The 26,894-nt window shown below is 54.4% G+C and carries 24 protein-coding genes; 11 read left to right on the top strand and 13 right to left on the bottom strand.

The features are described 5' to 3' along the window. Positions 1–51: 51 nt before the first annotated feature. Both yajL and panE read right to left on the bottom strand, forming a co-directional pair. Positions 52–648 carry a protein deglycase YajL gene (gene yajL / locus AC6I8I_RS04400; protein WP_497828361.1) on the bottom strand — a complete coding sequence of 199 codons (597 nt, stop codon included), beginning with the start codon at positions 646–648 and terminating at the stop codon, positions 52–54. Beyond that, positions 602–1,522, bottom strand: coding sequence for a 2-dehydropantoate 2-reductase (gene panE, locus AC6I8I_RS04405; protein ID WP_312053393.1), 921 nt, complete (start codon positions 1,520–1,522; stop codon positions 602–604). Before panE ends, yajL begins: the two co-directional genes overlap by 47 nt. Positions 1,523–1,657: 135 nt before the next feature. On the opposite strand from panE, the gene AC6I8I_RS04410 reads away from it, so the two are divergent. Continuing rightward, positions 1,658–2,149 carry a YajQ family cyclic di-GMP-binding protein gene (locus tag AC6I8I_RS04410; protein WP_003852530.1) on the top strand — a complete coding sequence of 164 codons (492 nt, stop codon included), beginning with the start codon at positions 1,658–1,660 and terminating at the stop codon, positions 2,147–2,149. A 640-nt stretch (positions 2,150–2,789) separates the two neighbouring features. On the opposite strand, the gene AC6I8I_RS04415 is transcribed toward AC6I8I_RS04410, so the two are convergent. The 8 genes from AC6I8I_RS04415 to AC6I8I_RS04450 form a co-directional block, all read right to left on the bottom strand. Beyond that, positions 2,790–4,154 (bottom strand): MFS transporter, encoded by a 1,365-nt coding sequence (locus AC6I8I_RS04415; RefSeq protein ID WP_312758287.1) that lies wholly within the window; start codon positions 4,152–4,154, stop codon positions 2,790–2,792. 132 nt (positions 4,155–4,286) lie between these two features. After that, entirely contained in the window at positions 4,287–5,174 is an 888-nt protein-coding gene (gene cyoE / locus AC6I8I_RS04420; RefSeq protein WP_046288485.1) for a heme o synthase, read from the bottom strand. Between the two features lie 13 nt (positions 5,175–5,187). Continuing rightward, positions 5,188–5,517, bottom strand: a complete 330-nt coding sequence (locus tag AC6I8I_RS04425; protein WP_008924889.1) for a cytochrome o ubiquinol oxidase subunit IV — start codon at positions 5,515–5,517, stop codon at positions 5,188–5,190. After that, positions 5,517–6,134, bottom strand: a complete 618-nt coding sequence (locus tag AC6I8I_RS04430) for a cytochrome o ubiquinol oxidase subunit III (RefSeq protein ID WP_009091720.1) — start codon at positions 6,132–6,134, stop codon at positions 5,517–5,519. The genes AC6I8I_RS04425 and AC6I8I_RS04430 overlap by 1 nt, the downstream gene beginning before the upstream one ends. Then, entirely contained in the window at positions 6,134–8,116 is a 1,983-nt protein-coding gene (cyoB, locus tag AC6I8I_RS04435; protein WP_312053399.1) for a cytochrome o ubiquinol oxidase subunit I, read from the bottom strand. Before cyoB ends, AC6I8I_RS04430 begins: the two co-directional genes overlap by 1 nt. A 4-nt stretch (positions 8,117–8,120) precedes the next feature. Next, positions 8,121–9,047, bottom strand: coding sequence for a cytochrome o ubiquinol oxidase subunit II (cyoA, locus tag AC6I8I_RS04440; protein ID WP_031374679.1), 927 nt, complete (start codon positions 9,045–9,047; stop codon positions 8,121–8,123). 443 nt (positions 9,048–9,490) lie between these two features. Then, positions 9,491–10,981, bottom strand: coding sequence for a muropeptide MFS transporter AmpG (ampG, locus tag AC6I8I_RS04445; RefSeq protein ID WP_312758283.1), 1,491 nt, complete (start codon positions 10,979–10,981; stop codon positions 9,491–9,493). A gap of 57 nt (positions 10,982–11,038) precedes the next feature. Then, positions 11,039–11,617: a lipoprotein gene (locus AC6I8I_RS04450; protein ID WP_094120188.1), complete on the bottom strand. Its 579-nt coding sequence runs from the start codon at positions 11,615–11,617 to the stop codon at positions 11,039–11,041. A 286-nt stretch (positions 11,618–11,903) separates the two neighbouring features. On the opposite strand from AC6I8I_RS04450, the gene bolA reads away from it, so the two are divergent. From bolA to AC6I8I_RS04495, 9 genes are all read left to right on the top strand, one after another. Continuing rightward, the gene (gene bolA / locus AC6I8I_RS04455; RefSeq protein ID WP_159859905.1) at positions 11,904–12,218 is read left to right on the top strand and encodes a transcriptional regulator BolA; all 315 of its coding nucleotides are present in this window, start codon (positions 11,904–11,906) and stop codon (positions 12,216–12,218) included. 295 nt (positions 12,219–12,513) lie between these two features. Beyond that, positions 12,514–13,818, top strand: coding sequence for a trigger factor (gene tig, locus AC6I8I_RS04460; RefSeq protein ID WP_312758281.1), 1,305 nt, complete (start codon positions 12,514–12,516; stop codon positions 13,816–13,818). 334 nt (positions 13,819–14,152) lie between these two features. Beyond that, complete coding sequence (gene clpP, locus AC6I8I_RS04465; RefSeq protein ID WP_031374675.1) at positions 14,153–14,776, top strand: ATP-dependent Clp endopeptidase proteolytic subunit ClpP; 624 nt, start codon at positions 14,153–14,155, stop codon at positions 14,774–14,776. Between the two features lie 134 nt (positions 14,777–14,910). Continuing rightward, positions 14,911–16,182: an ATP-dependent protease ATP-binding subunit ClpX gene (gene clpX / locus AC6I8I_RS04470; RefSeq protein WP_031374674.1), complete on the top strand. Its 1,272-nt coding sequence runs from the start codon at positions 14,911–14,913 to the stop codon at positions 16,180–16,182. 186 nt (positions 16,183–16,368) lie between these two features. After that, entirely contained in the window at positions 16,369–18,723 is a 2,355-nt protein-coding gene (gene lon / locus AC6I8I_RS04475) for an endopeptidase La (protein WP_312053406.1), read from the top strand. A 215-nt stretch (positions 18,724–18,938) separates the two neighbouring features. Then, entirely contained in the window at positions 18,939–19,211 is a 273-nt protein-coding gene (hupB, locus tag AC6I8I_RS04480) for a nucleoid-associated protein HU-beta (RefSeq protein WP_014606441.1), read from the top strand. Positions 19,212–19,458: 247 nt separating this feature from the next. Continuing rightward, positions 19,459–21,327, top strand: coding sequence for a peptidylprolyl isomerase (gene ppiD / locus AC6I8I_RS04485; RefSeq protein ID WP_497828362.1), 1,869 nt, complete (start codon positions 19,459–19,461; stop codon positions 21,325–21,327). Between the two features lie 139 nt (positions 21,328–21,466). Then, positions 21,467–21,820 (top strand): helix-hairpin-helix domain-containing protein, encoded by a 354-nt coding sequence (locus AC6I8I_RS04490; protein ID WP_312053410.1) that lies wholly within the window; start codon positions 21,467–21,469, stop codon positions 21,818–21,820. Positions 21,821–21,920: 100 nt separating this feature from the next. Further along, positions 21,921–22,319, top strand: coding sequence for a YbgC/FadM family acyl-CoA thioesterase (locus AC6I8I_RS04495; protein WP_312758276.1), 399 nt, complete (start codon positions 21,921–21,923; stop codon positions 22,317–22,319). Between the two features lie 121 nt (positions 22,320–22,440). On the opposite strand, the gene queC is transcribed toward AC6I8I_RS04495, so the two are convergent. Together queC and AC6I8I_RS04505 are read right to left on the bottom strand one after the other, a co-directional pair. Further along, positions 22,441–23,136: a 7-cyano-7-deazaguanine synthase QueC gene (gene queC, locus AC6I8I_RS04500; protein ID WP_497828363.1), complete on the bottom strand. Its 696-nt coding sequence runs from the start codon at positions 23,134–23,136 to the stop codon at positions 22,441–22,443. A gap of 41 nt (positions 23,137–23,177) precedes the next feature. After that, positions 23,178–24,896, bottom strand: a complete 1,719-nt coding sequence (locus tag AC6I8I_RS04505) for an SgrR family transcriptional regulator (RefSeq protein WP_312758274.1) — start codon at positions 24,894–24,896, stop codon at positions 23,178–23,180. A gap of 93 nt (positions 24,897–24,989) precedes the next feature. Here AC6I8I_RS04505 and cof point away from each other — a divergent pair, with 93 nt between their 5' ends. Further along, positions 24,990–25,811, top strand: coding sequence for an HMP-PP phosphatase (gene cof / locus AC6I8I_RS04510; RefSeq protein WP_312053416.1), 822 nt, complete (start codon positions 24,990–24,992; stop codon positions 25,809–25,811). A gap of 34 nt (positions 25,812–25,845) precedes the next feature. On the opposite strand, the gene AC6I8I_RS04515 is transcribed toward cof, so the two are convergent. Next, positions 25,846–26,880 carry a PLP-dependent cysteine synthase family protein gene (locus AC6I8I_RS04515; protein ID WP_031374667.1) on the bottom strand — a complete coding sequence of 345 codons (1,035 nt, stop codon included), beginning with the start codon at positions 26,878–26,880 and terminating at the stop codon, positions 25,846–25,848. Positions 26,881–26,894: the final 14 nt, after the last annotated feature.

Here is a 26,894-nt window from a genome sequence, read left to right on the forward strand (position 1 = left end):
AACACGATCCGTCAGGACCAGCACGCTCCTGACGGGTCGCCTTCAGTATTATCAGGCCTGATAATCGTAAATGCCCGGTGCCAGCACCAGCTGTGCGGCCACCTCGCGCGCTTTCTCTTTTCCCACCAGCAGATCGATCAGCTTCAGGGCGAAATCCATTGCCGTACCGGGACCCTGACTGGTCAGCAGCTTCACCCGTGGATCCCAGACGACCCGCCGTTCCATCCATTTTTCTTCAGGTATTGTCTGTTTCAATCCGGGGAAGCCCGTCATGTTGCCAATCGGAAACAGGTCGTGTGGCACCAGCACCGTGCCGGCTGCGGCACAGATGGCCGCCACGATTTTGTCGTTGAGATGATACTGGCGCACCGTTTCAACCAGCAACGGACTGTCGCGAAACGTCTCGGCGCCTTTCAGCCCGCCGGGCAGCACAATCGCGGCATAATCGTTGTCGGCTACTTCAACCAGCGGGGCATCAGCCAGCAGACGCACGCCGCGCGAGCAGCGAATTTCAAGGTTGCCATCACTCTCAACGCTGGCGGTGACCACCTTTAGTCCACCCCGCACCAGCAGATCGATGGTGGTGACGGCTTCGGTCTCTTCACTGCCATGTGCCAGGCAAACCAGTACCGATGCGTTCGCGGACATAATAGGACTCCTTACGTTTAACAATGTCGTACAGCCGGCTGTTTTCCGTCAGCACCAGACCGTGGGTTCGGGCGCGGCGCAGCAGAAAGCCGCTGATATAATCAATTTCGGTCATCCGCTGGGCGCGAACGTCCTGCAGCATCGACGAGGTATTGGCCGCGGTGCTTTCAATCACATCAAAGATAATATCCTGCAGGCTTTCGCTGGCGACGTTCTGACCTTCACGCTCCATCACCCAACTGATTTCATCACACAGCCGCGCGATCTGATCGGCGTAAGCGCGTAAGGCACCGTTCTGACAATCATATTCCACCGTCATCGGGTTGATGACGCAGTTGACCGCCAGCTTACGCCAGCAGGCGGCGCGGATATTGTCGTGCCAGGCGACGTCGGGCAGGGCGTGATGCAGGATGTCGGCGATATCGCTGTAAGCGGCGCTTTTACGGTTGCCCGGCCCGATGTGGGTAATGCCGCTGGCGATGTGTTTGATTACCGTCCCGTCGCGCATCGCTGCATGAGTAGTGACACCGCGCAGCAGCGGTTGGGTTAGCCCTTTTAGCTCCTCCAGCGTGCCCATACCGTTATGCAGCAGCAGTACCGGGCAGTTTTCCGCCAGCACGCTTTCGAGGTTTTTAACCGCAGGCGACACCTGCGGCGCTTTCAGTGTCACCAGCAGCAACTGGCTCTCGGCCAGAAACAGCGGATCGTTAGCAATAAAGGTGCGGTTTGAAATGTTGCCTTGCGGATCGACGACGTTGGCTGAGCAATAGGGCTGTGGCACCCGCAGCCACCCCTGAACCTCGTGTCCCTGGCGGGCCAGCGCCGTGAGCCACACCTGACCCAGAGCGCCGCAACCTAACACGGTAATTTTCATACTGCCTCCCGCTGGCGGGCTATCTATTTATTTTTCACTGTCACAAAACAAGTATAGCGTTGTGTGCAGCCTGATTTTATTTAGCACCGTAAGACGCGTATTATGCATGTCACTTTAGCGTCAGGAGAAGAAGAGATGCCATCTTTCGATATCGTTTCAGAAGTCGATCTGCAGGAAATTCGCAATGCGGTGGAAAATGCCAACCGTGAAGTGTCTACCCGCTTTGATTTCCGCAACGTGAGCGCCGAATTTGAGCTCAACGAAAAGAATGAAACCATCAAAATCACCAGCGAGTCTGACTTCCAGGTCAAACAGCTGGTCGATATTTTGCGTGAGAAGCTGCTGAAGCGCGGAATTGAAGGCGGTGCCTTAGAGGTGCCGGAAGAGATTGAGCACAGCGGTAAAAGCTGGGCGGTCGATGCCAAACTGAAAAAAGGCATTGAAAGCGACGTGGCGAAGAAGCTGGTGAAGCTGATTAAAGACAGCAAGCTGAAAGTGCAGACTCAGATTCAGGGCGAAGCGTTGCGTGTTACCGGCAAAGCCCGTGATGATTTGCAGGGTGCGATGGCGATCGTGCGCGGCAGCAATCTGGGGCAGCCGTTCCAGTTTAAAAACTTCCGCGACTAAGCGGGGCAGGCTGCGTTTCCTCAGCCTGAAGGTAGTGAAAAAAACCGGCTAAGGCCGGTTTTTTGTTGTTGAGCGAGAGGTCGTCTGTGCGATCGCGCGCTGGCTCAGGGAGCCTGTGCCTTTCGCAAAGACGCAAAAGCGCCATCCATGGCGGCTCAGCGCGGGCGATTACGCACCTCATCCCTGAGGTGCGCCCGTAGCCGGGCCAACACGTTGCGTTGTTCAAAAACGCTCCCGGCGTTTTTGTCCCTGGCCCGCGATGCTTTGCTACAGGCACAGGCTCCCATCGCTTTCCATTTATGAGTCGTCTGTAAGTAAGGCTTGTGCCGGGTTTGAAGCTGTTGAGTGGGGGTTGACCAATATTGCTTAAGTTATGAACTTTCTGGAGCCAGGATTAAACTGGGGTTGAGGCTACTCACAAATTTAAATGCGGTTGCTCCTGGCAGCAATTCAAAAGCTCAGGGGCGCAGGGAACACGGGCAGAAGAGGAAAGCGTCCCGCGCCAGGGACGGCGCGGGCCGAGCGTGCCATGGATGGCGGCTTTTGCGTCTTTCCGATCTGACCGTGTTCCCTGAGCCAGTTCGATCCCACAGCGAAACGGGCTAATCGGCCAGATTTAACCGGCAGAACCCATTTTAAACTAGCAACTGCCTAACAGAGCTTCCAGCTCAGGGCGGCTGGTAACCTTGCTATCAATTTTGATGTAGGCGCTTTTCTCTTCGGGCACGATAAACACAGAGTTAACGCCCGGCTGGGCTTTCAGACGCTGCTCCAGATTCGGCGCTGCCAGTGCCGCATCGCTCAGCACCAGCCGCAGGCTGCTGACATACGGCGGCTCCTGCATCGTCATACTGACAAACAGCCACGCGGCGGCGACTATAGCACCGACCAGGAATACCGTTTGCGCATCGAAGTGGCCAAATACCCAGCCACCCATGCTGCCGCCCACCGCCACGCCGAGGAACTGGCTGGTGGAGTAGAGGCCCATCGCCGTGCCTTTATAACCGGCAGGGGACTCTTTACTCACCAGCGACGGCAGGATCGCTTCCATCAGGTTGAAGGCGAAGAAGAATAGCTGCACCCCGACCACCAGCGTCCAGAAGTGGCCCGCCGCGCCCCACAGTACAATTTCCGCTACCACGATCATCCCGACGCAGCCGACAAACACCCGCTTCATACGACGCTTCACTTCGGCGTAGATGATAAACGGTACCACGCCAGCAAAGGCGATCAGCATGGTGGCGAGATAGACTTTCCAGTGCTCAGGTGCCGGGAAGCCTGCCTGCTCAAACTGCCCGGGCAGGGCGACAAAGCTCGACATCAACAGCACGTGGAGGCAGAAAATACCGATATTGAGCTTAACCAGCCGGGAGTTGGCCAGCACTTTGCGGAAACTGCCTTTCACCATCCCGGATTCGCGATTCAGCACGTGATGGGAGGCGGACGGCACCACCAGCAGGGTAATCACGATGCCGAGCGACGCCAAAATCGCAATCATCCAGAACAGCGCATGCAGGCCCAGCGCGTGGGTGACGATGGGGCCGACCACCATCGCAATCGCAAAGGTAATACCGAAACTAATGCCGATAAAGGCCATCGCTTTGGTGCGGTTCTGTTCGCGCGTCAGATCGGACAGCAGCGCCATCACTGCGGCGGCAATGGCTCCGGACCCCTGCAGCGCGCGGCCCAGAATAATTCCCCAGATCGATTCGGTGCAGGCCGCAATGATGCTGCCCAGCACAAACAGCAGCAGTCCGCCGACGATCAGCGGTTTACGACCGATACGATCGGATAGCAGGCCAAAAGGAATCTGAAATATCGCCTGAGCAAGGCCGTAAATACCAATCGCCAGGCCGATTAAGGTTTCACTCGCGCCCTGTAACGCCATGCCATATGTGGTTAATACCGGCAGGACCATGAACATTCCCAACATGCGCAGGGAAAAGACCGTACCGAGGCCCCATGTGGCGCGCAGCTCCACCGGAGTCATTTTATTATCGTTCATTCCAACCTCTGTTAATGTGCTGCGTTTATTCTAGGGGGCGGGGCAGGGCGGGTAAAATAATAGTTTTTAAGCAGTGGTAACAAAAAGAAAGGGCGCGAAAATCGCGCCCTTATCATGCTGTTGCGGTATCAGTTACCAGACGTAGGTCAGCAGGTCTTTCGAGGCCGGAGCCATCGAATCTACCGACATCATCACGCTGAGTGCGGTGATGGCGACGATGGAGAAGACGAACAGCTTACGTGCCCAGACCCGATCGTTAGCGGTCTTATAGCCCGATAACGCCATGCCCAGCCACCAGACGCTAACGGCAGCAGCCACCACCAGATATTTGTAGCCGGCGTATCCGCCCAGCGTCAGCATCAGCGTAGCAATCATAAACGCCAGGATGTAGAGCGTAATATGATTCTTCGCGACTGAGATGCCTTTCACCACCGGCAGAACCGGGATGTTCGCTGCCTGGTAATCTTTAAAGCGGAAGATGGCAATCGCGTACGAATGCGGCATCTGCCACAGGCTAAAGATCGCCAGCAGGATTAACGCGCCTGCATCAAACTCGTTGGAGACCGCACAGTAACCGATCACCGGCGGCGCGGCGCCAGACAGGCTGCCGATCAGCGTTCCGTAGACTGAATTACGCTTCATATAGAGGCTGTAAACGCCAACGTACACCACGAAGCCCATCACCGCCAGCCACATGGCCAGCGGGTTAGCGCCGAAATAGAGCAACGCAAAGCCAGCAATACCCAAAACAGTGGCATAAACCAGGCTTACTTTCGCGGAGATGAGGCCTTTTACCAGCACCCGATTCCTGGTTCTCTCCATTTTGATGTCGATGTCGCGGTCAATCACGTTGTTGAAAACACAACCTGATGCGACCACCAGTGACACGCCAACCAGTGCGGTGAGAAACAGGGCGTAATCAATGCTGCCTTTAGAAGCCAGCAGAAATCCGCCGATCACAGAAATTAAATTCCCGAAAATAATTCCTGGTTTTGTAACTTGCAGGTATTGCTTAAACATTACGCGCGACTCTTTAGTGAGGCATCATGTTGTAGTTAAGGTTCCACATGATCCACAGTGAGCCTACTACGACAATCAGGATGATAATTGCCGAGAAGACAATGGCCACCATGTTCCAGCCACCCTCAGATTTGCTGTCTAAATGCAGGAAGTAGACCAGGTGCACCAGCACCTGAATCACTGCACAGACCAGCACAACACCGAGAATGGTACCGTGAGATGCACTGCCATCCATTACCATCCAGAACGGGATCGCCGTCAGGATGATAGAGAGGATGAAGCCGATCATGTAAGACTTCACGCTACCGTGAGAAGCGCCATGTTCGTTAACAGAATGACTCATTACATGGCTCCCATCAGGTAAACAACGGTGAAGACGCAAATCCAGACCACGTCCAGGAAGTGCCAGAACAGGCTCAGACACATGATACGGGTACGGTTAGTGGCATTCAGGCCGCGTTTGGAAATCTGGAACATCAGTACCAGCATCCAAATCAGACCGGAGGTCACGTGCAGACCGTGGGTACCGACCAGCGTAAAGAAGCCAGACAGGAAGCCACTGCGATCCGGACCGAAGCCTTCAGCAATCAGGTGATGGAATTCATAGATTTCCATGCCGATGAAGCCCAGACCAAACAGGAAGGTCAGCGCCAGCCAGCCGATAACGGCACCTTTTTGCTCCTTGTTCATCGAGATAACAGCCATGCCGTAAGTGATCGAACTCAACAGCAGCAGGGCGGTTTCTACCAGAACAAACGGCAGTTCAAAGATATCTTTACCTGCCGGGCCACCGGCAGTGTTGTTGACCATAACTGCATAGGTCGCAAACAGGGTTGCGAAGATAATGCAGTCACTCATCAGGTAGATCCAGAAACCAAAGACTTTATTGGCTCCTGCATCGTGATGCCCATGCTCCGCATGGGCGTCGTGGTGATGCTTAATCAGAGTTTCAGTTGACATTATTTCAGACCTGCTTTGCTGATTTCGTCAAAGTGCTGCTTCTCAATCTGCTCAACTTCGGCAACCGGAACGTAGTAATCCACGTCTTCGTCGAAGCTCTTCACGATCCAGGTAACGATCATGCCGAGGAATGAGAGGCCAGCCAGCCACCAGATATGCCAGATCAGCGCGAAGCCCATAACTGTAGCGAATGCACAGATAACCAGTGCAGCGCCGCTGTTTTTCGGCATATGAATTTCTTCATATTTTTCCGGCTGTTTGTACGCTTCGCCTTTCTCTTTCATTTCCCAGAAAGCGTCACGCTCATGGACATGCGGGATGACAGCAAAGTTGTAGAACGGTGGTGGTGAAGAGGTTGCCCACTCCAGCGTACGGCCGCCCCACGGGTCACCGGTCACATCGCGATTCTGGTCACGGTCACGGACCGAAACGTAGAACATGGTCAGCTGACACAGGATACCCATTGCAATCAGACCAGCACCGACCGCAGCAACCACCAGTAAGGAGTGGAACTGTGGATCGATATCCTGGCTCAGACGACGGGTCATACCCATGAAGCCCAGTGCGTACAGCGGCATAAAGGCAACAAAGAAGCCAATGATCCAGAACCAGAATGCGCGCTTACCCCAGGTTTCGTTCAGGGTGAAGCCAAAGGCTTTCGGGAACCAGTAGGTCACGCCCGCCATACAACCGAACACCACACCACCGATAATTACGTTATGGAAGTGTGCAATCAGGAACAGGCTGTTGTGCAGAATGAAGTCAGCGCCCGGAACGGCCAGCAGTACGCCGGTCATACCCCCTACGGAGAAGGTTACCAGGAAGCCAACGGTCCACAGCATGGCAGAGTGCATCTGAATGCGGCCCTGATACATGGTGAACAGCCAGTTAAAGATTTTAACCCCGGTCGGAATCGCGATGATCATCGTCATGATACCGAAGAAGGCGTTAACGTTGGCACCCGCACCCATGGTGAAGAAGTGGTGCAGCCAGACGATGAACGACAGTACGGTAATGGCGATGGTCGCCCACACCAGTGAGGTGTAACCAAACAGGCGTTTTTTGGAGAAGGTCGCGGTAATTTCAGCGAACACACCAAACACCGGCAGAACCAGAATGTAAACTTCCGGATGACCCCAGACCCAGATCAGGTTGACGTACATCATCATGTTCCCGCCCATTTCATTGGTGAAGAAATGGAAGCCGAGATAACGATCAAGGGTCAACAGTGCCAGCGTAACGGTAAGAACCGGGAACGCAGCGATGATCAGGACGTTGGTGCATAGCGCGGTCCAGGTAAATACCGGCATTTTGAACAGGCTCATGCCCGGTGCGCGCATCTTCAGAATGGTCACGAAGAAGTTAATACCGGTTAAGGTCGTACCAATACCGGAAAGCTGGAGACTCCAGATCCAGTAATCGACCCCGACGCCGGGACTGTACTCCGCGCCGGAGAGCGGCGGATAGGCCAGCCAGCCGGTCTGTGCGAACTCGCCCACACCCAGCGACAGGTTAACCAGGATCACACCGACCGCGGTAAACCAGAAGCTCAGGTTGTTCAGGAACGGGAACGCCACGTCGCGTGCGCCAATCTGCAGCGGTACGGCGATGTTCATCAGGCCAACCACGAACGGCATCGCTACGAAGAAGATCATAATCACGCCGTGCGCGGTAAAGATCTGGTCGTAGTGGTGCGGTGGTAGTATGCCCGCTTCCCCGGCCGAAGCCATTACCTGTTGGGTACGCATCATGATTGCATCAGCAAAGCCACGCAGCAGCATGACGAATGCCATGATGATATACATGATACCCAGTTTTTTGTGGTCAACAGACGTTAGCCATTCTGACCACAGATATTGCCATTTACCAAAATAGGTGATGGCAGCAACCAGCGCCAGACCACCTAAGATGATACCGGCGACCGTAACCATGATAATCGGCTCATGGTACGGCACTGCATCCAGTGTTAATTTTCCGAACATCGTATTATTCCTCGGCTCCCGCGGAAGCGGCGTGACTCATGTCCATACCTTCGTGCTCAGGCATGTCCATTTTCCCGTGGCTCATCTTGAACTTGTTAATGACTTGCAAGAACAGTTTCGGATCAGCTGAAGAGAAATATTCCACCGGATGATTTTCGCTTGGCACCGCCACTTTCTCGAAATCTTCCATAGTGTTCAGCGTGTTAGGGGCTGCTTTAACTTTTGCCACCCACTGCTGGAATTCCGCATCGTCTTTGGTTGCAATGGCTTTGAACTTCATGCCAGAGAAACCGCGACCACTGAAGTTCGCAGAGATACCGTCGAAAGTCCCTGGCTCATTCGCAATCAGATGCAGCTTGGTCTGCATACCAGCCATTGCATAAATCTGGCTGCCGAGTGTCGGGATGAAGAAAGAGTTCATGACGGAGTTGGACGTGATTTTGAAGTTCACTGGCGTATTTGCCGGGAAGGCAATCTGGTTCACGGTCGCAATACCCTGTTCCGGGTAAATGAACAACCATTTCCAGTCCAGTGCAACCACATCGATTTCAACCGGTTTCACATCGGATTGCAGCGGCTTGCTGGGCTCCAGTGCGTGGGTTGATTTCCAGGTCAGCACGCTGAGGAAGAGAATGATCAGGATCGGAATGGTCCAGACCACGGCTTCCACTTTATTAGAGTGTGACCAGTTCGGGCTGTACTTCGCATTCGTGTTGGACGCCCGATATTTCCAGGCAAACACCACGGCCATCAAGACTGCGGGAATCACGACGATCAACATCAGGCCAAAGGCAGTCAGTATCAGCGAACGTTGCTCCAGTGCAATCTGTCCTTTGGGATTTAACAATGCACTATCGCAGCCACTCATTAATAAAGTGCCTGCAATTAATGACAAAATCCCCAAACTTTTATTGTATTTACTGAGTCTCATTTAACGACCTCAATGACAAAGGGCTCTATTGTCGTTTAAGTGTGCGCGCATTTTACGGGAAGGTTTATGCAGTGTAAACCAGCTTAAGGATGTGTCAGAGGCGTGTTGACACCTTTTGCTAAGGGTGTCACAGATGTTGCTTCAGGTGACAAATTATTAACGCAGACAAGCAGTTGGGGCTAATATAACAAAAACCAATGGAAGTAACCGCTAAAAAATCAGGGAAAGGAATAACCCTTACTTTTATCTCCAGATTATTTAACAAATTCGCATCATTTGATCGATGAAATTTAACCAAACTAATTGCTCACCGGTTTTTAGTATTTCAGAGGATCCTATTTTCGCAAGAATGTTTTTTTTTAAAATAACACGCGATGATAAAACCAGGCGACCACCGCGCTTCGGTAAAACAATAAGCGATCGCCGGTGAAACATTGATTCTGCTAATGACTGGTGGCCGGCGACGCGCGGCTGTTCTTCAGCGCCCGATAGTCCAGCACCACGCCAGACAACACCGCCAGCAAGGTCAGCGCCATGCCGATTTCAAACAGCGCTGGCAGCCACGAAGAGAGTGTCAGCACCCCGAGCGCGTCGATCGCCAGCGCCAGCAGCCACAGTGCCAGGATGCTGCATCCGGCGGCGAACAGACGATGGGTCCAGCGATAACCCTGCGGGTAGCAGCAGCGGACCAGGAAGGTGCCGCTTTGCTGTACCTGATCCAGCGTCTGGCGGCAGAATGCCAGCAGCAGCAAGCCCGGCAGGCCGGCGACGACGGTAAAGGCATAGAACGTCGGCCATCCCCACAGCTCAACCAGCCAGCCGGCTGCCGGACCGACATAGACCCGGCCAACGGCGGAGAGCGCCGACAGCAGCGCAAACTGGGTGGCGGAAAAGGATTTGTTACACAGCGTCATCAGCAGCGCCACAAACGCCGCTGTCCCCATGCCGCCGCACAGATTTTCAACAAATACCGCGCTCGCCATGCTCCACAACTGCTTGTCGGTTACCGCCAGCAGCCAGTAGCCAAAATTCGATATCGCCTGCAGCAGTCCAAAAATCATCAACGCCCGGAACAGGCTCAGGCGCTGCATCAGCACTCCACCGTATAACGCCCCGATAATCGTCGCCAGCAGGCCAAGCGTTTTGTTGACCAGTCCGACGTCACCGGCATTGAAGCCCACGCCACGAATCAGGAAGGTGGTCGTCAGCGAGGCGGCAAAGGCATCGCCCAGCTTATAAAGGATGATCAGGGTGATCAGCAGCCAGGCATTGTTGCGCTGGAAAAAATCTTTTAACGGATCGACCACCGCCTGGCGCAGCGTATGTGGCGTAGCGATGTGGGTATCCGGTTCGCGGGCCAGCAGGGTGGCGATAATGCCGGGCACCAGCATCAGCGCCATCAGCCAGTAGGTCGCCTGCCAGCCCAGATAACGGTCGGCCAGCCACAGCGCGAGTCCGCCCGAAATCAACATCGCCAGCCGGTATCCCAGTACGGTAATTGCCGCACCGCTGCCGCGCTCTTCCGGCGGCAGGATGTCGGTTTTCCAGGCGTCAAAAACGATATCCTGTGAAGCCGAACAGAAGGCGATCAGCACCGCCAGTGCGGCCATCAGGGTCAAATCCCGGCTGGGTTGCAGAAAGCCCATCGCCACAATGCCGCCAATCAGCGCCAGCTGGCTGAGCAGTAACCAGCCGCGACGCCGCCCGAGAAACGGCGGGGTATAGCGGTCCATCATGGGCGACCAGAGAAACTTAAACACGTAAGCCTGACCCACCAGCGAAAAGAAGCCGATGGTTTTCAGGTCAACATTTTCTACCGTCATCCACGCCTGCAGCGTCCCGGCAGTCAGGGCGAGGGGCAGCCCGGAAGCAAAACCGAGTAACAGTAATACAACGGCGTTTTTTTGACTGAAAAGACGAAGATAGTGGTTCATGCTGACCCTGAAGGTGACGATGTGCCCGGCACATAGCCGGGCAGGGATGAAGCGGAATTAACGGGCGTTTTGCTTGATGAAGTCATTGACGCTGGTGTCCTGCGCCATATCAGCGATCACATCGCTCATGGTGGAGTTCACTGCGTTAGTAATCTTCTGGTTACTGGCGCTGAACGCACCTTCTACGCTGTAGGTCTGGCGGTAGTTTTTAACCTGCTTGTTGCCGTTTTTGGCGGTGGCGATGATCGAAATATCCGCTTTGGTGGTGATGCTGTAGCGCACATTACCCTGCGTTACGTCGGCATACAGATTGTTGACCACAATCTGCAAATCAACCGCACCATTCGGACCGACCATATAACCGCGTGCGGTCATTTGCTTCTCCAGCACTTCCTGCAGCAGGAAACGCAGATCGCGCGATGGCGTCAGGGTCACTAACTGACCATCACGGTTCACTTTCGCCAGCGCCTGATCGCTACGCTGATCGGCACCGTTGATGCTGACGGTGACGCCCATCAGGCCAGGATCCTGCTGCGGCAACTGAATTTTTGGCTGGATAGTAAGGGTATTATTGCTGCTTGCACAGCCGGCCAAAATAAACGCAGCCAGCAGCGGGAATAACAGTTTTTTCAACATACTTTTTCTCGTTGGTGTCGGGGGTTGGTTTGCAAAAACTGCCGTCATCATAGCATTGCCCGGCAGTGAAAAAAGCCCCGTCAAAGTGGAAAATGCGTATCAGGCGGATTTTAGAGTGGATCGTTAAGCGCCGGGTTTGCTGACGCTTTCCTCTGCGTTATCATGCGCGCCGACGAAGCGCGGGCCGCAAATCGAATATTTACCGTCCGGCTACGGGAAAGCGCGATAAAAGCGACTAATATTGAAAGAGATGGGGCACAGCGCTCGCCATTGAGGAGTAATACCCATGATTCGCGAACAAATAGAAGAAAAGCTGCGCCTGGCTTTTGAGCCGGCTCATCTGGAAGTGCATGACGAAAGTTATCGACACAATGTTCCTGCCGGGTCTGAGAGCCATTTTAAAGTGGTCATCGTCAGTGATTGCTTTGTGGGTCAACGTTTCCTGGCGCGGCATCGCTCCATCTACGGTGAACTCGCGGCCGAATTAGCCGGCAGCGTGCACGCCCTGGCGCTTCATACTTATACCCTGAAGGAGTGGGAAGGACTGCAGGATACAGTACTGGCCTCGCCTAACTGTCGCGGTGCCGGAACGCTCGCCTGATTACACTTCACAAAAACGGCCTGCGGGCCGTTTTTTTTGGCTTATTTAGCCAGAAACGCGATCCCCGGCTCAAAAAAGCAGCAAAGCTGCTGAAAAGTGGTGAGTTAGCGTCCTCGACTCATTCCGGCGATGTCGCTATAATGCTGCGTCTATTTTTCCGGAATGTCTTCGGGACGCTTCTGGTAACAGGGATCAGGTTCTCTTCACGGAAGCCGTCCCGGTTGTTGGATACGGCGCATTTCACTATGTGTGGTGTCTGAAGTTGACCGAGCACGTGATTTTTTGAGGTAACAAGATGCAAGTTTCTGTAGAAACCACTCAGGGCCTGGGCCGTCGCATTACGATTACTGTCGCTGCTGACAGCATCGAAAGCGCTGTAAAAAAAGAACTGGTTGACGTTGCCAGGAAAGTCCGCATCGATGGTTTCCGTAAAGGCAAAGTGCCGATGAACATCGTTGCGCAGCGTTACGGCGCTTCTGTCCGCCAGGACGTGCTGGGCGATCTGATGACGCGTAACTTCGTTGACGCCATCATCAAAGAGAAGATCAATCCGGCTGGCGCACCAAACTATGTGCCGGGCGAATACAAAGAAGGTCAGGATTTCACCTACGCGGTTGAATTCGAAGTTTACCCAGAAGTTGAGCTGAAAGGCCTGGAAAACATCGAAGTCGAAAAACCAGTGGTTGAAGTGACTGATGCTGATGTTGACACCATGCTGGACACCCTGCGCAAGCAGCAGGCTAACTGGATCGAAAGCGATGCAGCAGCCGGTCCGGAAGATCGTGCCACTATCGATTTCAACGGTTCCGTTGACGGTGAAGAATTCGAAGGCGGAAAAGCCTCTGATTTCGTACTGGCAATGGGCCAGGGCCGCATGATCCCAGGCTTTGAAGAAGGCGTTGTGGGTCACAAAGCGGGCGAGACTTTCACTATCGACGTGAAATTCCCGGACGACTACCACGCGGAAAACCTGAAAGGCAAAGACGCGAAGTTCGAGATCGTGCTGAAGAAAGTTGAGACGCGTGAACTGCCAGAACTGACCGAAGAGTTCATCAAGCGTTTCGGCGTTGAAGATGGTTCTGTTGCCGGTCTGCGTACTGAAGTGCGTAAGAACATGGATCGTGAGCTGAAAGGCGCAATCCGCAACCGCGTGAAAACTCAGGCGATTGACGGTCTGGTCGCGGCGAACGACATCGACGTGCCCGCAGCCCTGATCGACAGCGAAATCGACGTACTGCGTCGCCAGGCTGCGCAGCGTTTCGGCGGCAACGAGCAGCAAGCGCTGGAACTGCCACGCGAACTGTTTGAAGAGCAGGCGAAACGCCGTGTCGTTGTTGGCCTGCTGCTGGGCGAAGTGATTCGTACCCACGAGCTGAAAGCTGACGAAGCCCGCGTTAACGCGCTGATCGAAGAGATGGCGTCTGCGTATGAAGATCCGCAGGAAGTGATCGAGTTCTACAGCAAAAATAACGAGCTGATGAACAACATGCGCAACGTCGCACTGGAAGAGCAAGCGGTTGAAGCGGTGCTGGCGAAAGCCAAAGTAACCGAGAAAGAGACCAACTTCCAGGATCTGATGAATCAGACCGCTCAGGCCTGATCACCGATTTAACCGTCTGTGCTAAGCCCGTGACTGAAAAGTCGCGGGCTTTTTTGTGTTTCGCGTTTGAGCGCACACTCTTTGTCGCTATTTGCCTAATTATTCGGCAAATTATTCACGCATCGCTTTTTCCGGGTTAGCGATTGAAGAAAAGGTTGTTATGCTTGAAACAACTGGGCAGCATCCCCAGATACAGGGAGTATGCAAGAAAACAGTTATGCTGACTGATTAGCCGTCCTGAGGTGTCGGAAACAGGCTGAGCGTGGTTTTTTCCGCTCGTCTTACGTAGAATCGGTACAGAATGTTGCCAATGAAATTTATCCAGGAGACGGTAATGTCATACAGTGGCGATCGTGAATATACTGCACCGCACAATGCGCTGGTGCCAATGGTGGTCGAACAAACTTCGCGCGGTGAGCGTTCTTACGACATTTACTCCCGTCTGCTCAAAGAGCGCGTCATCTTTCTGACCGGCCAGGTTGAAGATCACATGGCCAATCTGATCGTGGCGCAGATGCTGTTTCTGGAAGCAGAGAACCCGGAAAAAGATATCTATCTCTACATCAACTCGCCAGGCGGGGTGATTACCGCCGGGATGTCGATCTACGACACCATGAAATTTATCAAACCAGATGTCAGCACCATCTGTATGGGACAGGCCTGCTCTATGGGCGCCTTCCTGCTGACTGCGGGCACCAAAGGTAAGCGTTTCTGCCTGCCAAATTCCCGCGTGATGATCCACCAGCCACTGGGTGGCTATCAGGGTCAGGCGTCAGACATTGAAATCCATGCGCGTGAAATCCTGAAAGTTAAGCAGCGTATGAACGAACTGATGGCTGAGCATACCGGTAAAACGCTGGAAGAAATTGAGCGTGATACCGAGCGTGACCGTTTCCTCTCGGCGAGTGAAGCGGTAGAGTATGGATTAGTCGATTCAATTCTGACGCATCGAGAATAAGACCCGACTTACCCTTGTCCTTACGCTATAGTTAACGGGATAAGGGTACCAGTTTGGGTTGAATGAATTTCGGCCGTCTCCGCACGGCCAGCGCCGTACGCCGGTATGGCCTGAGAACAAGAAGAGGTTAACTGATGACAGATAAGCGCAAAGACGGTTCAGGAAAGTTGCTGTACTGCTCTTTTTGCGGCAAAAGCCAGCATGAAGTGCGAAAGCTGATTGCCGGGCCGTCAGTGTATATCTGCGATGAGTGTGTTGATCTGTGTAACGACATCATTCGCGAAGAGATTAAAGAAGTTGCCCCGCATCGCGAACGTAGCGCGCTGCCTACACCGCATGAAATTCGCCATCACCTCGATGATTATGTAATCGGCCAGGAAAAGGCGAAGAAAGTGCTGGCTGTGGCGGTGTATAACCACTACAAACGCCTGCGCAACGGCGATACCAGCAATGGCATCGAACTGGGCAAAAGTAACATTCTGCTGATTGGCCCGACCGGTAGCGGTAAAACGCTGCTGGCAGAAACGCTGGCACGCTTGCTGGATGTGCCGTTCACCATGGCTGACGCCACCACGCTGACCGAAGCCGGTTACGTGGGTGAAGATGTGGAAAACATCATCCAGAAACTGCTGCAGAAGTGCGATTATGACGTGCAGAAAGCGCAGCGCGGCATCGTTTATATCGATGAAATCGACAAGATCTCACGTAAGTCTGATAACCCGTCGATTACCCGTGACGTTTCAGGTGAAGGCGTGCAGCAGGCATTACTGAAGCTGATTGAAGGCACCGTGGCTGCCGTTCCACCGCAGGGTGGACGTAAGCATCCGCAGCAGGAATTCTTGCAGGTTGATACCTCTAAGATTCTGTTTATCTGCGGCGGCGCATTCGCCGGACTGGATAAAGTGATTGCCCAGCGTGTGGAGACCGGATCGGGTATCGGTTTCGGCGCCACCGTAAAAGGCAAATCGCAGAAAGCCACCGAAGGTGAACTGCTTTCACAGTGTGAACCGGAAGATTTGATCAAGTTTGGTCTGATCCCCGAATTCATCGGTCGTCTGCCGGTAGTTGCTACCCTGAGCGAACTGAGTGAAGAAGCGCTGATTCAGATTCTGCGTGAACCGAAAAACGCTCTGACCAAACAGTACCAGGCGCTGTTTAACCTGGAAGGCGTTGAGCTGGAGTTCCGTGACGAGGCGTTAACCGCTATCGCTAAAAAAGCGATGTCACGTAAAACCGGCGCACGTGGTTTACGTTCAATCGTCGAAGGGGCGTTGCTGGAAACGATGTACGACCTGCCGTCGATGGATGATGTCGAAAAAGTGGTGATTGATGAATCAGTTATTGAAGGCCAGTCTGAGCCGATGCTGATTTACGGTAAGCACGAAGCGCAGGCTTCTGGCGAATAAATAAACAAATCATCCAGGTTGTCATCTTAAAAAAGGGGAAAATGTTTCCCCTTTTGCTTTTCTCGCCTCTGTGACGTTGAATGTCGGACGATCATCCCCATATACTCAGATACCTGTGGGTTTAACTGCATACCTGCCTGATGCGGTTCCCATCACCTGGCGGACATTAAACTAAGAGAGAGCTCTATGAATCCTGAGCGTTCTGAACGCATTGAAATCCCCGTGTTGCCGCTGCGCGACGTGGTGGTTTATCCGCACATGGTAATTCCGTTGTTTGTTGGCCGGGAAAAATCAATTCGGTGCCTCGAAGCCGCAATGGATCATGATAAAAAAATCATGCTGGTCGCACAGAAAGAGGCTTCAACGGATGAACCTGGCATTAACGATCTCTTCTCGGTAGGGACCGTTGCGTCTGTATTGCAAATGCTGAAACTGCCGGACGGTACGGTTAAAGTGCTGGTCGAAGGTTTGCAGCGCGCCCACATCACCACGCTGGCGGATAATGGTGATCATTTTGTGGCCGAGGCTGAATATCTGGTGTCGCCAGAGATTGAAGAGCGCGAGCAGGAAGTGCTGGTGCGCACCGCAATCAATCAGTTTGAAGGCTACATCAAACTTAATAAAAAGATCCCGCCTGAGGTTTTAACCTCGCTGAACAACATTGACGATGCGGCCCGTCTGGCTGACACCGTCGCTGCACATATGCCGTTAAAACTGGCAGACAAACAGTCTGTGCTGGAGATGTCCGACGTTAACGAACGTCTGGAATATCTGATGGCGATGATGGAGTCTGAAATCGATCTGCTGCAGGTTGAGAAGCGCATTCGCAACCGCGTCAAAAAGCAGATGGAAAAGAGCCAGCGTGAGTACTATCTGAATGAGCAGATGAAGGCGATTCAGAAAGAGCTGGGCGAGATGGACGATGCGCCTGACGAGTACGAAGCGTTAAAACGCAAAATCGACGCGGCGAAAATGCCGGAAGAGGCGCGTGAAAAAGCTGAAGCTGAGCTGCAGAAGTTGAAGATGATGTCTCCGATGTCAGCGGAAGCGACCGTAGTGCGTGGCTATATCGACTGGATGGTGCAGGTTCCGTGGAATGCGCGCAGCAAAGTCAAAAAAGATCTGCGTAAAGCCCAGGAGACGCTGGATATCGACCATTACGGCCTTGAGCGCGTGAAGGATCGTATCCTTGAGTATCTTGCGGTGCAGAGTCGCGTCAGCAAAATTAAAGGTCCGATCCTCTGCCTGGTCGGACCGCCAGGGGTAGGTAAAACCTCCCTCGGTCAGTCGATCGCCAAAGCGACCGGACGTAAATATGTGCGTATGGCGCTGGGCGGCGTGCGTGACGAAGCCGAGATCCGCGGTCACCGTCGAACCTATATCGGTTCGATGCCGGGCAAGCTGATCCAGAAAATGGCCAAAGTTGGGGTTAAAAACCCGCTGTTCCTGCTGGATGAGATTGACAAAATGTCATCCGACATGCGTGGCGATCCGGCTTCAGCATTGCTGGAAGTTCTTGATCCAGAACAGAACATTGCGTTCAACGATCACTATCTGGAAGTCGATTATGACCTGTCAGATGTGATGTTCGTGGCGACGTCGAACTCCATGAACATTCCGGCACCGCTGCTGGACCGTATGGAAGTCATTCGTCTGTCGGGTTATACCGAAGATGAAAAACTGAACATCGCCAAACAGCATCTGCTGCCGAAACAGATTGAGCGTAACGCGCTGAAAGCCCATGAGATCACGGTCGAAGACAGTGCGATTGTCGGTATTATTCGTTACTACACCCGCGAAGCCGGGGTGCGTAGCCTTGAGCGTGAGCTGTCGAAACTGTGCCGTAAAGCGGTCAAGTCGCTGCTGATGGACAAGACGAAAAAGCACATCACCATCAATGGTGAAAACCTGAAGGATTTCCTTGGGGTGCAGCGTTTCGACTACGGTCGTGCCGACAGTGAAAACCGCGTGGGCCAGGTAACCGGTCTGGCGTGGACCGAAGTGGGTGGCGATCTGCTGACGATTGAAACCGCCTGCGTACCGGGTAAAGGTAAGCTGACCTATACCGGTTCACTGGGGGAGGTAATGCAGGAGTCGATCCAGGCTGCCTTGACCGTGGTGCGTGCGCGTGCCGAGAAGCTGGGCATCAACGGCGACTTCTACGAAAAACGTGATATCCACGTTCACGTTCCGGAAGGGGCAACGCCGAAAGATGGTCCAAGCGCTGGTATTGCAATGTGTACCGCGCTGGTCTCCTGTCTGACCGGTAACCCGGTGCGTGCTGATGTCGCCATGACCGGTGAAATCACCCTGCGCGGACAGGTACTGCCGATTGGCGGACTGAAAGAGAAGCTGCTGGCAGCCCACCGCGGTGGCATTAAAACGGTCCTGATCCCGGACGACAACAAACGCGATCTGGAAGAGATTCCACAGAATGTGATTGCCGATCTCGACATCCATCCGGTAAAACGCATCGAAGAAGTGCTGAATCTGGCACTGGAAAATGCGCCGTACGGTATGCAGGTTGCGACCGCAAAATAGTGATTAACGGCATAAACCGTTAAAAAGCGAAGCTGGCAAGGCAATTGGCGCTTGCCAGCTTTTTTTTGTGCCGCTAATTTAGGTGGCTGCCGACGCGGTGTTCTCAGAGGAATTCCGTTGTTTCGACTCCACAGGCTTGATATAACTTGCTGCGCGTGCGTAACCGGCGGGAAGCGCGGGTACGATGTGAAATAATAAAAGAGGGGATGAAGAGAGTGAATAAGTCACAGTTGATCGACAAAATTGCTGCGGATGCTGATATTTCTAAAGCAGCAGCGGGACGTGTTTTAGATGCATTCATGGGTTCTGTTTCTGACGCGCTGAAAGGCGGCGACGAAGTAGCGCTGGTCGGTTTCGGCACTTTCTCCGTGCGCGAGCGTGCTGCACGCACTGGCCGCAACCCACAAACCGGCAAAGAGATTACCATTCCGGCCGGTAAAGTCCCGGGCTTCCGTGCTGGTAAAGCCTTGAAAGACGCAGTCAATTAATAACAACGAAAACGTTCATTGACGTATTTTCTTCAGTGGATCAGAGGACGGTTAACGCGTTCTCATGTAACATACGGGCACATCAATCAGATGTGCCTTTTTTGTTTTAACCGGCGATAATCAGGCCATAATATGGACCGGAGCCGGATTGAGGCTGACAGCGAAGTCTGCAGCTGCGTGATGCGTCAGGATACGGCGTATTGCGCCCGAGCTTTACATTCACACTACAGCGGAGTGTTGTCATACCATGATGGACAATTTACGCGCGGCGTCGAACCATGTCGTGCTCAAGATTATTTTGGGGTTGATTATCCTCTCCTTTGTGCTGACCGGCGTTGGCAACTATCTGATTGGCGGCAACAACGATTATGCGGCCAAAGTTAACGGTCAGGAAATCAGCCGGGCACAGCTGGAACAGGCGTTCAACAGCGAGCGCAGTCGTCAGCAGCAGATGCTGGGCGATCAATTTTCTCAGCTGGCCAGTAACGATGGCTACATGCAGCAGATCCGCCAGCAGGCGCTGTCGCAGTTAGTCGATCAGGCCCTGCTCGACAGCTACATCAGAGATTTGCATCTCAGCATCAGTGACGATCAGGTGAAGCAGGCGATTTTTAATCAGCAGGCTTTCCAGACCAACGGCAAATTTGATAATGCCAAATATCTTGGTCTGATCGGCAACATGGGCTTTTCTGCCGACCAGTATGCTGAAGCGCTGCGTAAGCAGCTCTCTAATCAGCAACTGATCAATGCGGTGGCAAACACCGACTTCATGCTTAAGGGCGAAACCAGCAAACTGGTGGAGCTGGTTTCACAACAGCGTGTTATTCGTCAGGCGACCCTCGACGTCAATGCTCTGGCGGCTAAGCAGACCGTGACTGATGACGAGATAAATCAGTATTACCAGCAGCATAAAACCAGCTTCATGGCGCCGGAGCAGTTCCGTGTCAGCTACATCCTGATGGATGCAGCCAGCATGCAACAGGATGCCAGCGAGGCCGATATTCAGGCCTGGTACGACCAGCACAAAGCTGATTATACCCAGCCGCAACGTAATCGCTACAGTGTGATTCAGACCAAAACGGAAGCGGACGCCAATGCGTTGCTGACCCAGCTGAAAGGCGGCGCCAGCTTCACTGAACTGGCGAAAAGTAAATCCATCGACCCGATCTCGGCGCGTAAAGGCGGGGATATGGGCTGGCTGGAACCTGCGACCACGCCAGATGAGCTGAAGAATGCCGGTCTGACCGAAAAAGGCCAGATGTCCGGGGTGATTAAATCCTCTGTCGGTTTCCTGATTGTGCGTCTCGACGATATCCAGCCAGAGCAGGTTAAACCGCTGGATGAAGTCCGTGATACCATTGCGGCGAAAGTGAAGCAGGAGAAGGGCGTCGATGCCTTCTATAAACTGCAGCAGAAAGTCAGCGAAGCGGCCAGCAACGATAACGAATCGCTGGCGGGTGCCGAGCAGGTTTCTGGCCTGAAAGCCAAAGAAACCGGCTGGTTCAGCCAGGATGCGCTGCCGAAGGAACTCGACTTCGACGCGGTGAAACAGGCGATCTTTAACGGTGGGCTGGTAGGGCAGAATGGTGCGCCGGGCAACAACTCTGACATCATCAGCGTCGATGGTGACCGCGCTTTTGTGCTGCGCGTCAGCGAGCATAAGCCGGAAGCAGTGAAGCCGCTGGATCAGGTTAAAACGCAGATTGCTGACACCCTGAAACACGATAAAGCTACCCAGCAGGCGAAATCGCAGGCTGATAAGCTGCTGGCCGATCTGAAAGCCGGTAAACAGGATGCGTTAACTGCCGCAGGTCTGACCCTGAGCGCCGCTAAAACGGTCGATCGTAATGCCCAGGATCCGGTTGCACAGGCGGCTTTCAATCTGCCACAGCCGACGGAGAATAAACCGTCGTGGGGCGTGAGCGAAGATATGCAGGGCAATGTGGTGCTGGTGGCGGTAGATAAAGTCACTACCGGCAGCATGCCGCAGGCGCAGATCGATGAAATGGTCAAAGGCGTAACGCAGAATAATGCCCAGCTGACGTTTGAAGCCCTGCTGCAAAATCTGCGTAAAGAGGCCAAAATTAAGTACGGCGCAGCCGCACAAATGCAGTAAGCCTCGCAGAACCTGCGCAACAACTGAAATAATTAAAGGCCGCATTCGCGGCCTTTTCCATATCTGTCATCTGGCTTTTGAAGCCGAACGGCGGGGATGCCATCCTGTGGCGGCTGTTAACCACAAGGAGAAACACAGCATGGCTAAATCCACTTTATGTGCCCTCTATTTTTCACTCGCGCTGGGCGGCGCGTTGTACCAGACCTCACTTTCAGCCGCACCTGCGCCCGTTTCGGACAGCAGCGCTGTCGCGGAAAATGCTTTGCCAGCCACGCCATCGGCAGGGGTCCCCGGGCAGGAACAGGTCAGTATTAATCAGGCAACAGCCGAGCAACTCTCTGCGGCCATGAACGGTGTCGGGCTAAAGAAGGCGCAATCAATCGTCAGCTACCGTGAGCAGTACGGGCCGTTCAGCGCTATTCAGCAGTTAAACGAGGTACCGGGTATCGGCAATTCGCTACTGGAGCGCAATGCAGCTCGCCTGAAATTGTGAAGCGCCACGCATCTCTGATGCTTTATCTGCTGTAGCAGAACGACTCTGCTACAGTGAACAGGTCCAACCAGTTCACTCGCAGCAGCAGGAGAGCATAAACATGCAGACCACAATCAAAGTGCGCGGCTACCATCTTGATGTCTATCAGCACGTTAACAACGCGCGCTATCTCGAATTCCTCGAGGAGGCGCGCTGGCAATGGCTGGAAGAAGTTGAGGCGTTTCACTGGTTGCTGGAACAGAAACTGGCGTTTGTGGTGGTGAATATCAATATCAACTATCGTCGTCCGGCGGTGCTGGGCGACGTACTGGCAATCGACAGCCAGATTACTCAGCTAAACGGTAAAAGCGGAATTATTGCCCAGCGGGTGTTGCTGGCGGGAGAAGAGACAGTGGTTGCTGATGCCGCGCTGACCTTTGTGTGCATCGATCTGCGAACCCAGAAGGCGGTCGCGCTGGAGGGTGAATTGCGTGAACGACTGATGCGCCTGATGGCCTGAGTGCCTGAGTGCCTGAGTGCCTGATGGCCTGAGTGCCTGAGTGCAGCGTGGCGCATCATGATCGTGGTTTAGCATGATGAAGCAGAGGCGGCAACGGTGCATGATTGCCGCCCTGATGTGATTACTTCAGGCCGGTTTTGTCCTTCATGGCGGCCATGACGCCGGCACGATCGTTAAGGTAGCCCTGCAGGCCATTGGCGCGTAAATGACAGGCGGCACAGTCACCGCAGCCATCGCCTTTCACGCCGTTGTAGCAGGTCAGGGTCTGCTCGCGCACCAGCGGCAACTGCTGCCAGTAGTCCGCCAGCGCCCAGGTTTCAGCTTTATTCAGCCACATCAGTGGGGTTTCAAAACGGACTTCACGCGCCATACCCAGGCTGACCGCATGATTCAGTGCTTTGACAAACTCATCGCGACAGTCGGGATAGCCGGAAAAGTCGGTTTCACATACCCCGGTAATCACCGCTTCCGCTTCAACCTGATAGGCATAAACCGACGCCAGAGTCAGGAACAGGATATTGCGGCCCGGTACGAAGGTGCTCGGCAAGCCGCTGGCGTTGGGATCGTAGGTCGGAACCGGAATGTTATCCCGCGTCAGGCTGCTGACGGCCAGATCGTTCAGCATTGTCACATCCAGCACTTTATGGCCGCGTGCGCCCAGCCTGATGGCCAGCTCGCGAGCTACCTCGATCTCTTCGCGATGACGCTGACCATAATCGAACGTGACACAGTGAACTTCATCGTATTGCTGTAACGCCTGAACAAGGCAGGTGGTGGAATCTTGTCCACCGCTAAAAACGACAACGGCGCGTTTCATGCTATTTTCCCGATGGTGAGTTATAGGCTTATGGTAATGCCTCACTCCGCCGCTGAACAGCTGCGCGGGCGATCAATCGGCGGCGGGATCCAGGCGCGACTGAAATCGAACCAGCCCAGGGTGTTCAGCTGAATGCCTTCAACGCCGGGTGGGGCGTAAATCTGATAGCGGTAATTGAACAGCGGCAGCAGGATTCCGGCGCGCATCATCTGATGATAGAGCTGATGCAGGGCCTGGCCACGCGCTTCACCGTCGGCCAGTTGCTGCAGGGTCAGCAGTTGCGCTTGTACTGCTTCACCCTGGGCGGTAGACATGAAAGGATGCCACACTCTGTCGAGCTGTAACCAGCCAGCCAGGGTAAACACCGGCGCATCCCCGATCAGCCGATCTCCCATCACGATATCCGCTTCATCAAGTTGCGGCACGCTGTGCCAGCTTTTAACTTCATGAAACACCACCCGCAGCGTGCAGCCGTGCTGCTGCAATAGCTGGCGCAGCGCCTCAGCGGTCTGGTGCAGTTCCACCGGTAGCTGATAATACAGCGTCAGGCTGGCAGGCAGCGACAGTGATTCGGCATCAATTAGCGGCACCGGCCAGCCTGGCAGTAACTCCTGACTGGGGGTAATCAGCCCTTCATCAAGCGGCAAGCGCGCAATAATGCCGCTTTGCTGGATCAGCTGGAACAGCCGTCGTGCCTGAGCAGGCGTAAAACCGGCGCGTGGCCGACAGAGCAGATAGCAAAAGCCGAGGCTGATACTGCTGCTAACCGGTTGCAGGGACTTCAGATCGCTGGCGTCGCCAATCGCAATCTGCACCGGATGACGGCAACTGCTGCCGAGCATCGGATCAAACAGCTGTGGGGTAATCCAGTACTCCACCGCCTGCAGCAACGGCAGACGCAGATGCCAGCGGGGATGGCTTTCGATTCTCACCAGTTCCGGGGTGAAATGCATGAGTTTCCATGGACCACTGCCGATGCTGGCCTCGTCGGGATGTGGCAGCAGACACAGCAGGTGGGCGAGACGATGGGGCAGCCAGAAATCGCTGCGCCGCAGGGTAAACCGCACCGCGAGCGGATGCGGCGCATCGATGTCGACCACCTCAGCCAGCAGCGTGCTGACCCGCGGGTCCTGTAACAGCTGTTGTAACTGCGTGACCAGCTGATTGGCCCGAATCGGCTCGTCGTTATGCCACACCAGTTGCGGGCGTAACCAGAACAGCCAGCGGCAGGCGGACGCATCATGTTGCCAGTGGTGGGCCAGATCCCCGACCGGCTCATCCTGCTCAAAACGGGTCAGCCCGGAATAGAGCTGACGCACCAGATGCTGTTCGGCCCGGCCGGTGATCTGTCGCGGCTCGGTGCTCTCCAGCGGACGATAGTATGGAATGCGCAGGACCGGGGAATCGTTCTGCCACTGCCCGCCCATTAGCGGCCGCAGCATATTAATCAGCCGTTCCGGCGGGAGATCCAGCAATTGCAGCGCGTCGGCGGTATCACCGGCATCCAGCTGGCGTTGCAGTAACTGCTGACGCAGCTGCTCAGGCGAGCACAGAAACTGCAGCTGGCCCTGCTTGCCGCGACCCGGCTCGCCGTGCCATTGCAACCAGCCAGCATGCTGCCATTGCGACAGCAGGGTACGCAGATGGCGCTCACTACAGATGCAGTGACGCGCCATCTCGGCAACGCAGGTTTGCTGGGCAGCCCCCTGACTTTGCTGCCACAGGCGCTGAAACTGATTAAGACGGTTAAGCTGACGCATAGTAAACCCGGAACAGTTTTTTCAAAGTATTCACTATTAGTTCCGTAATTAACAGGCAATAGTAGGGCTCATCTTTACAGCAGAGGAATGATTATGGTGCGCTTAGCCGCTTTCGATATGGATGGCACCCTGTTACTGCCCGATCATCAGTTGGGCCAGCAAACGCTGGCAAGCCTGCATGCCCTGCATCAGCGCGGCATTCACCTGGCGCTGGCCACCGGTCGTCACCTGCTGGAGATGCAGATCCTGCGGCAACAGATGATCCTGCCAGCGTGGCTGATCACCGGAAACGGCACCCGGATACACGATCAACTGGGTAATCTGCTGTTTGCCCAGGATCTGCCGCCTCAGGTGGCGGAAGAGGTGATCCACAGCCACTGGCAGACCCGCGCCAGCATCCATATTTTCAACGATCGGGGCTGGTTCACCGATCGTCCGCAGCCGGACCTGCTGGCGGCTCATCAGATGAGCGGATTCCACTATCAGCTGCGCGATTTAAAAACTATGCCGGCACATCAGGTCACAAAAATCTGTTTTGTCGATGATCATCTGTCGCTCTGCCAGTTAAAAACGCAGCTGGATGCCGCGCTGGGCGAGCAGGCCAATATCTGTTTCTCTGCCGCTGATTGCCTTGAGGTGTTGCCGAAAAACTGCAACAAAGGCAGCGCCCTGGCACGGCTCTGCGCGGGTCTTTCATTGACCCTGGCAGACTGCATGGCGTTTGGTGATGCGATGAACGATCGGGAGATGCTGGCGCAGGCGGGGCACGGTTTCATCATGGGCAATGCGATGGCGCAGTTAAAGGCGGCGTTACCGCATCTGCCGGTACTAGGGCATTGCGAGACACAGGCGGTGTCTCACTATTTAAATCACTGGCTGGCGACACCCCACCTCGCGTATTCCCCCGAATGCTGAGGATTGCCGTGTACCGGACAGGACGTCCGGTTTTTTATTCCAGTTCGCGCTGCCACGGCGTGATATCACCGATGTGTTTTGCTACCCACTCCGGCTGATAATAGCTATCCGGATAACGCTCGCCGCTGTCACACAGCAGCGTCACCAGCGCGCCCTGCTGGTTAGCCGCCCGTAAACGTTTCGCGACCTGCATCATGCCCCAGAAATTGGTGCCGGTAGAGGCACCGGGTTTGCGTCCAAGAATTTTTTCCAGCTTCAGCATGGCGGCCAGCGTCGCGCCATCGGGGACTTTGATCATTTCGTCAATCACGTCTGGCATAAACGAAGGCTCTACCCGCGGACGGCCAATGCCTTCAATCAGGCTGCCGCGCGTGCTGGTCAGGCTGGCATCGCGCTGATGCCAGTAATCAAAAAATACCGAGTGCTGCGGATCGACCACCAGTAACTTCGTGGAGAAACCCTGATAGCGGATATAACGTCCCAGCGTAGCGGACGTGCCGCCGGTACCGGCGCTCATGATCAGCGTATGGGGAACCGGATAGGGCTCATGCTGCATTTGGCGAAAAATGCTTTCGGCAATGTTGTTGTTACCGCGCCAGTCGGTTGCCCGCTCGGCATAGGTAAACTGATCCATAAAGTGGCCGTTCAGCTCGCGCGCCAGCCGTTCAGATTCAACGTAGAGCTGGCAGGGATCGTCAACGAAATGGCACTGTCCGCCATAAAAGGTAATCTGCTCAATTTTCCGTTTCGCCGTGCTGGCGGGCATTACCGCGATAAACGGCAGGCCGAGCAGCCGTGCGAAGTACGCCTCAGAAACCGCAGTGCTGCCTGACGAGGCTTCAATGATTGGCGTATCCTGCTTAATCCAGCCGTTCGCCAGGCCATACAGAAACAGTGACCGCGCCAGTCGGTGCTTGAGGCTGCCGCTCGGATGGGTGCTCTCATCTTTCAGGTAAAACCAGATGCCGGGATAATCCGCCAGATCGAAACGGATCAGGTGGGTTTCAGCCGATCGTTGAAAATCGGCGTTAATTTCGTTGATAGCGTGGCGAATCCAGCAACTGTGCATCTTAGGCGTCCGGC

The organism is Pantoea sp. X-Soil-YNGN-775 (assembly GCF_059730575.1).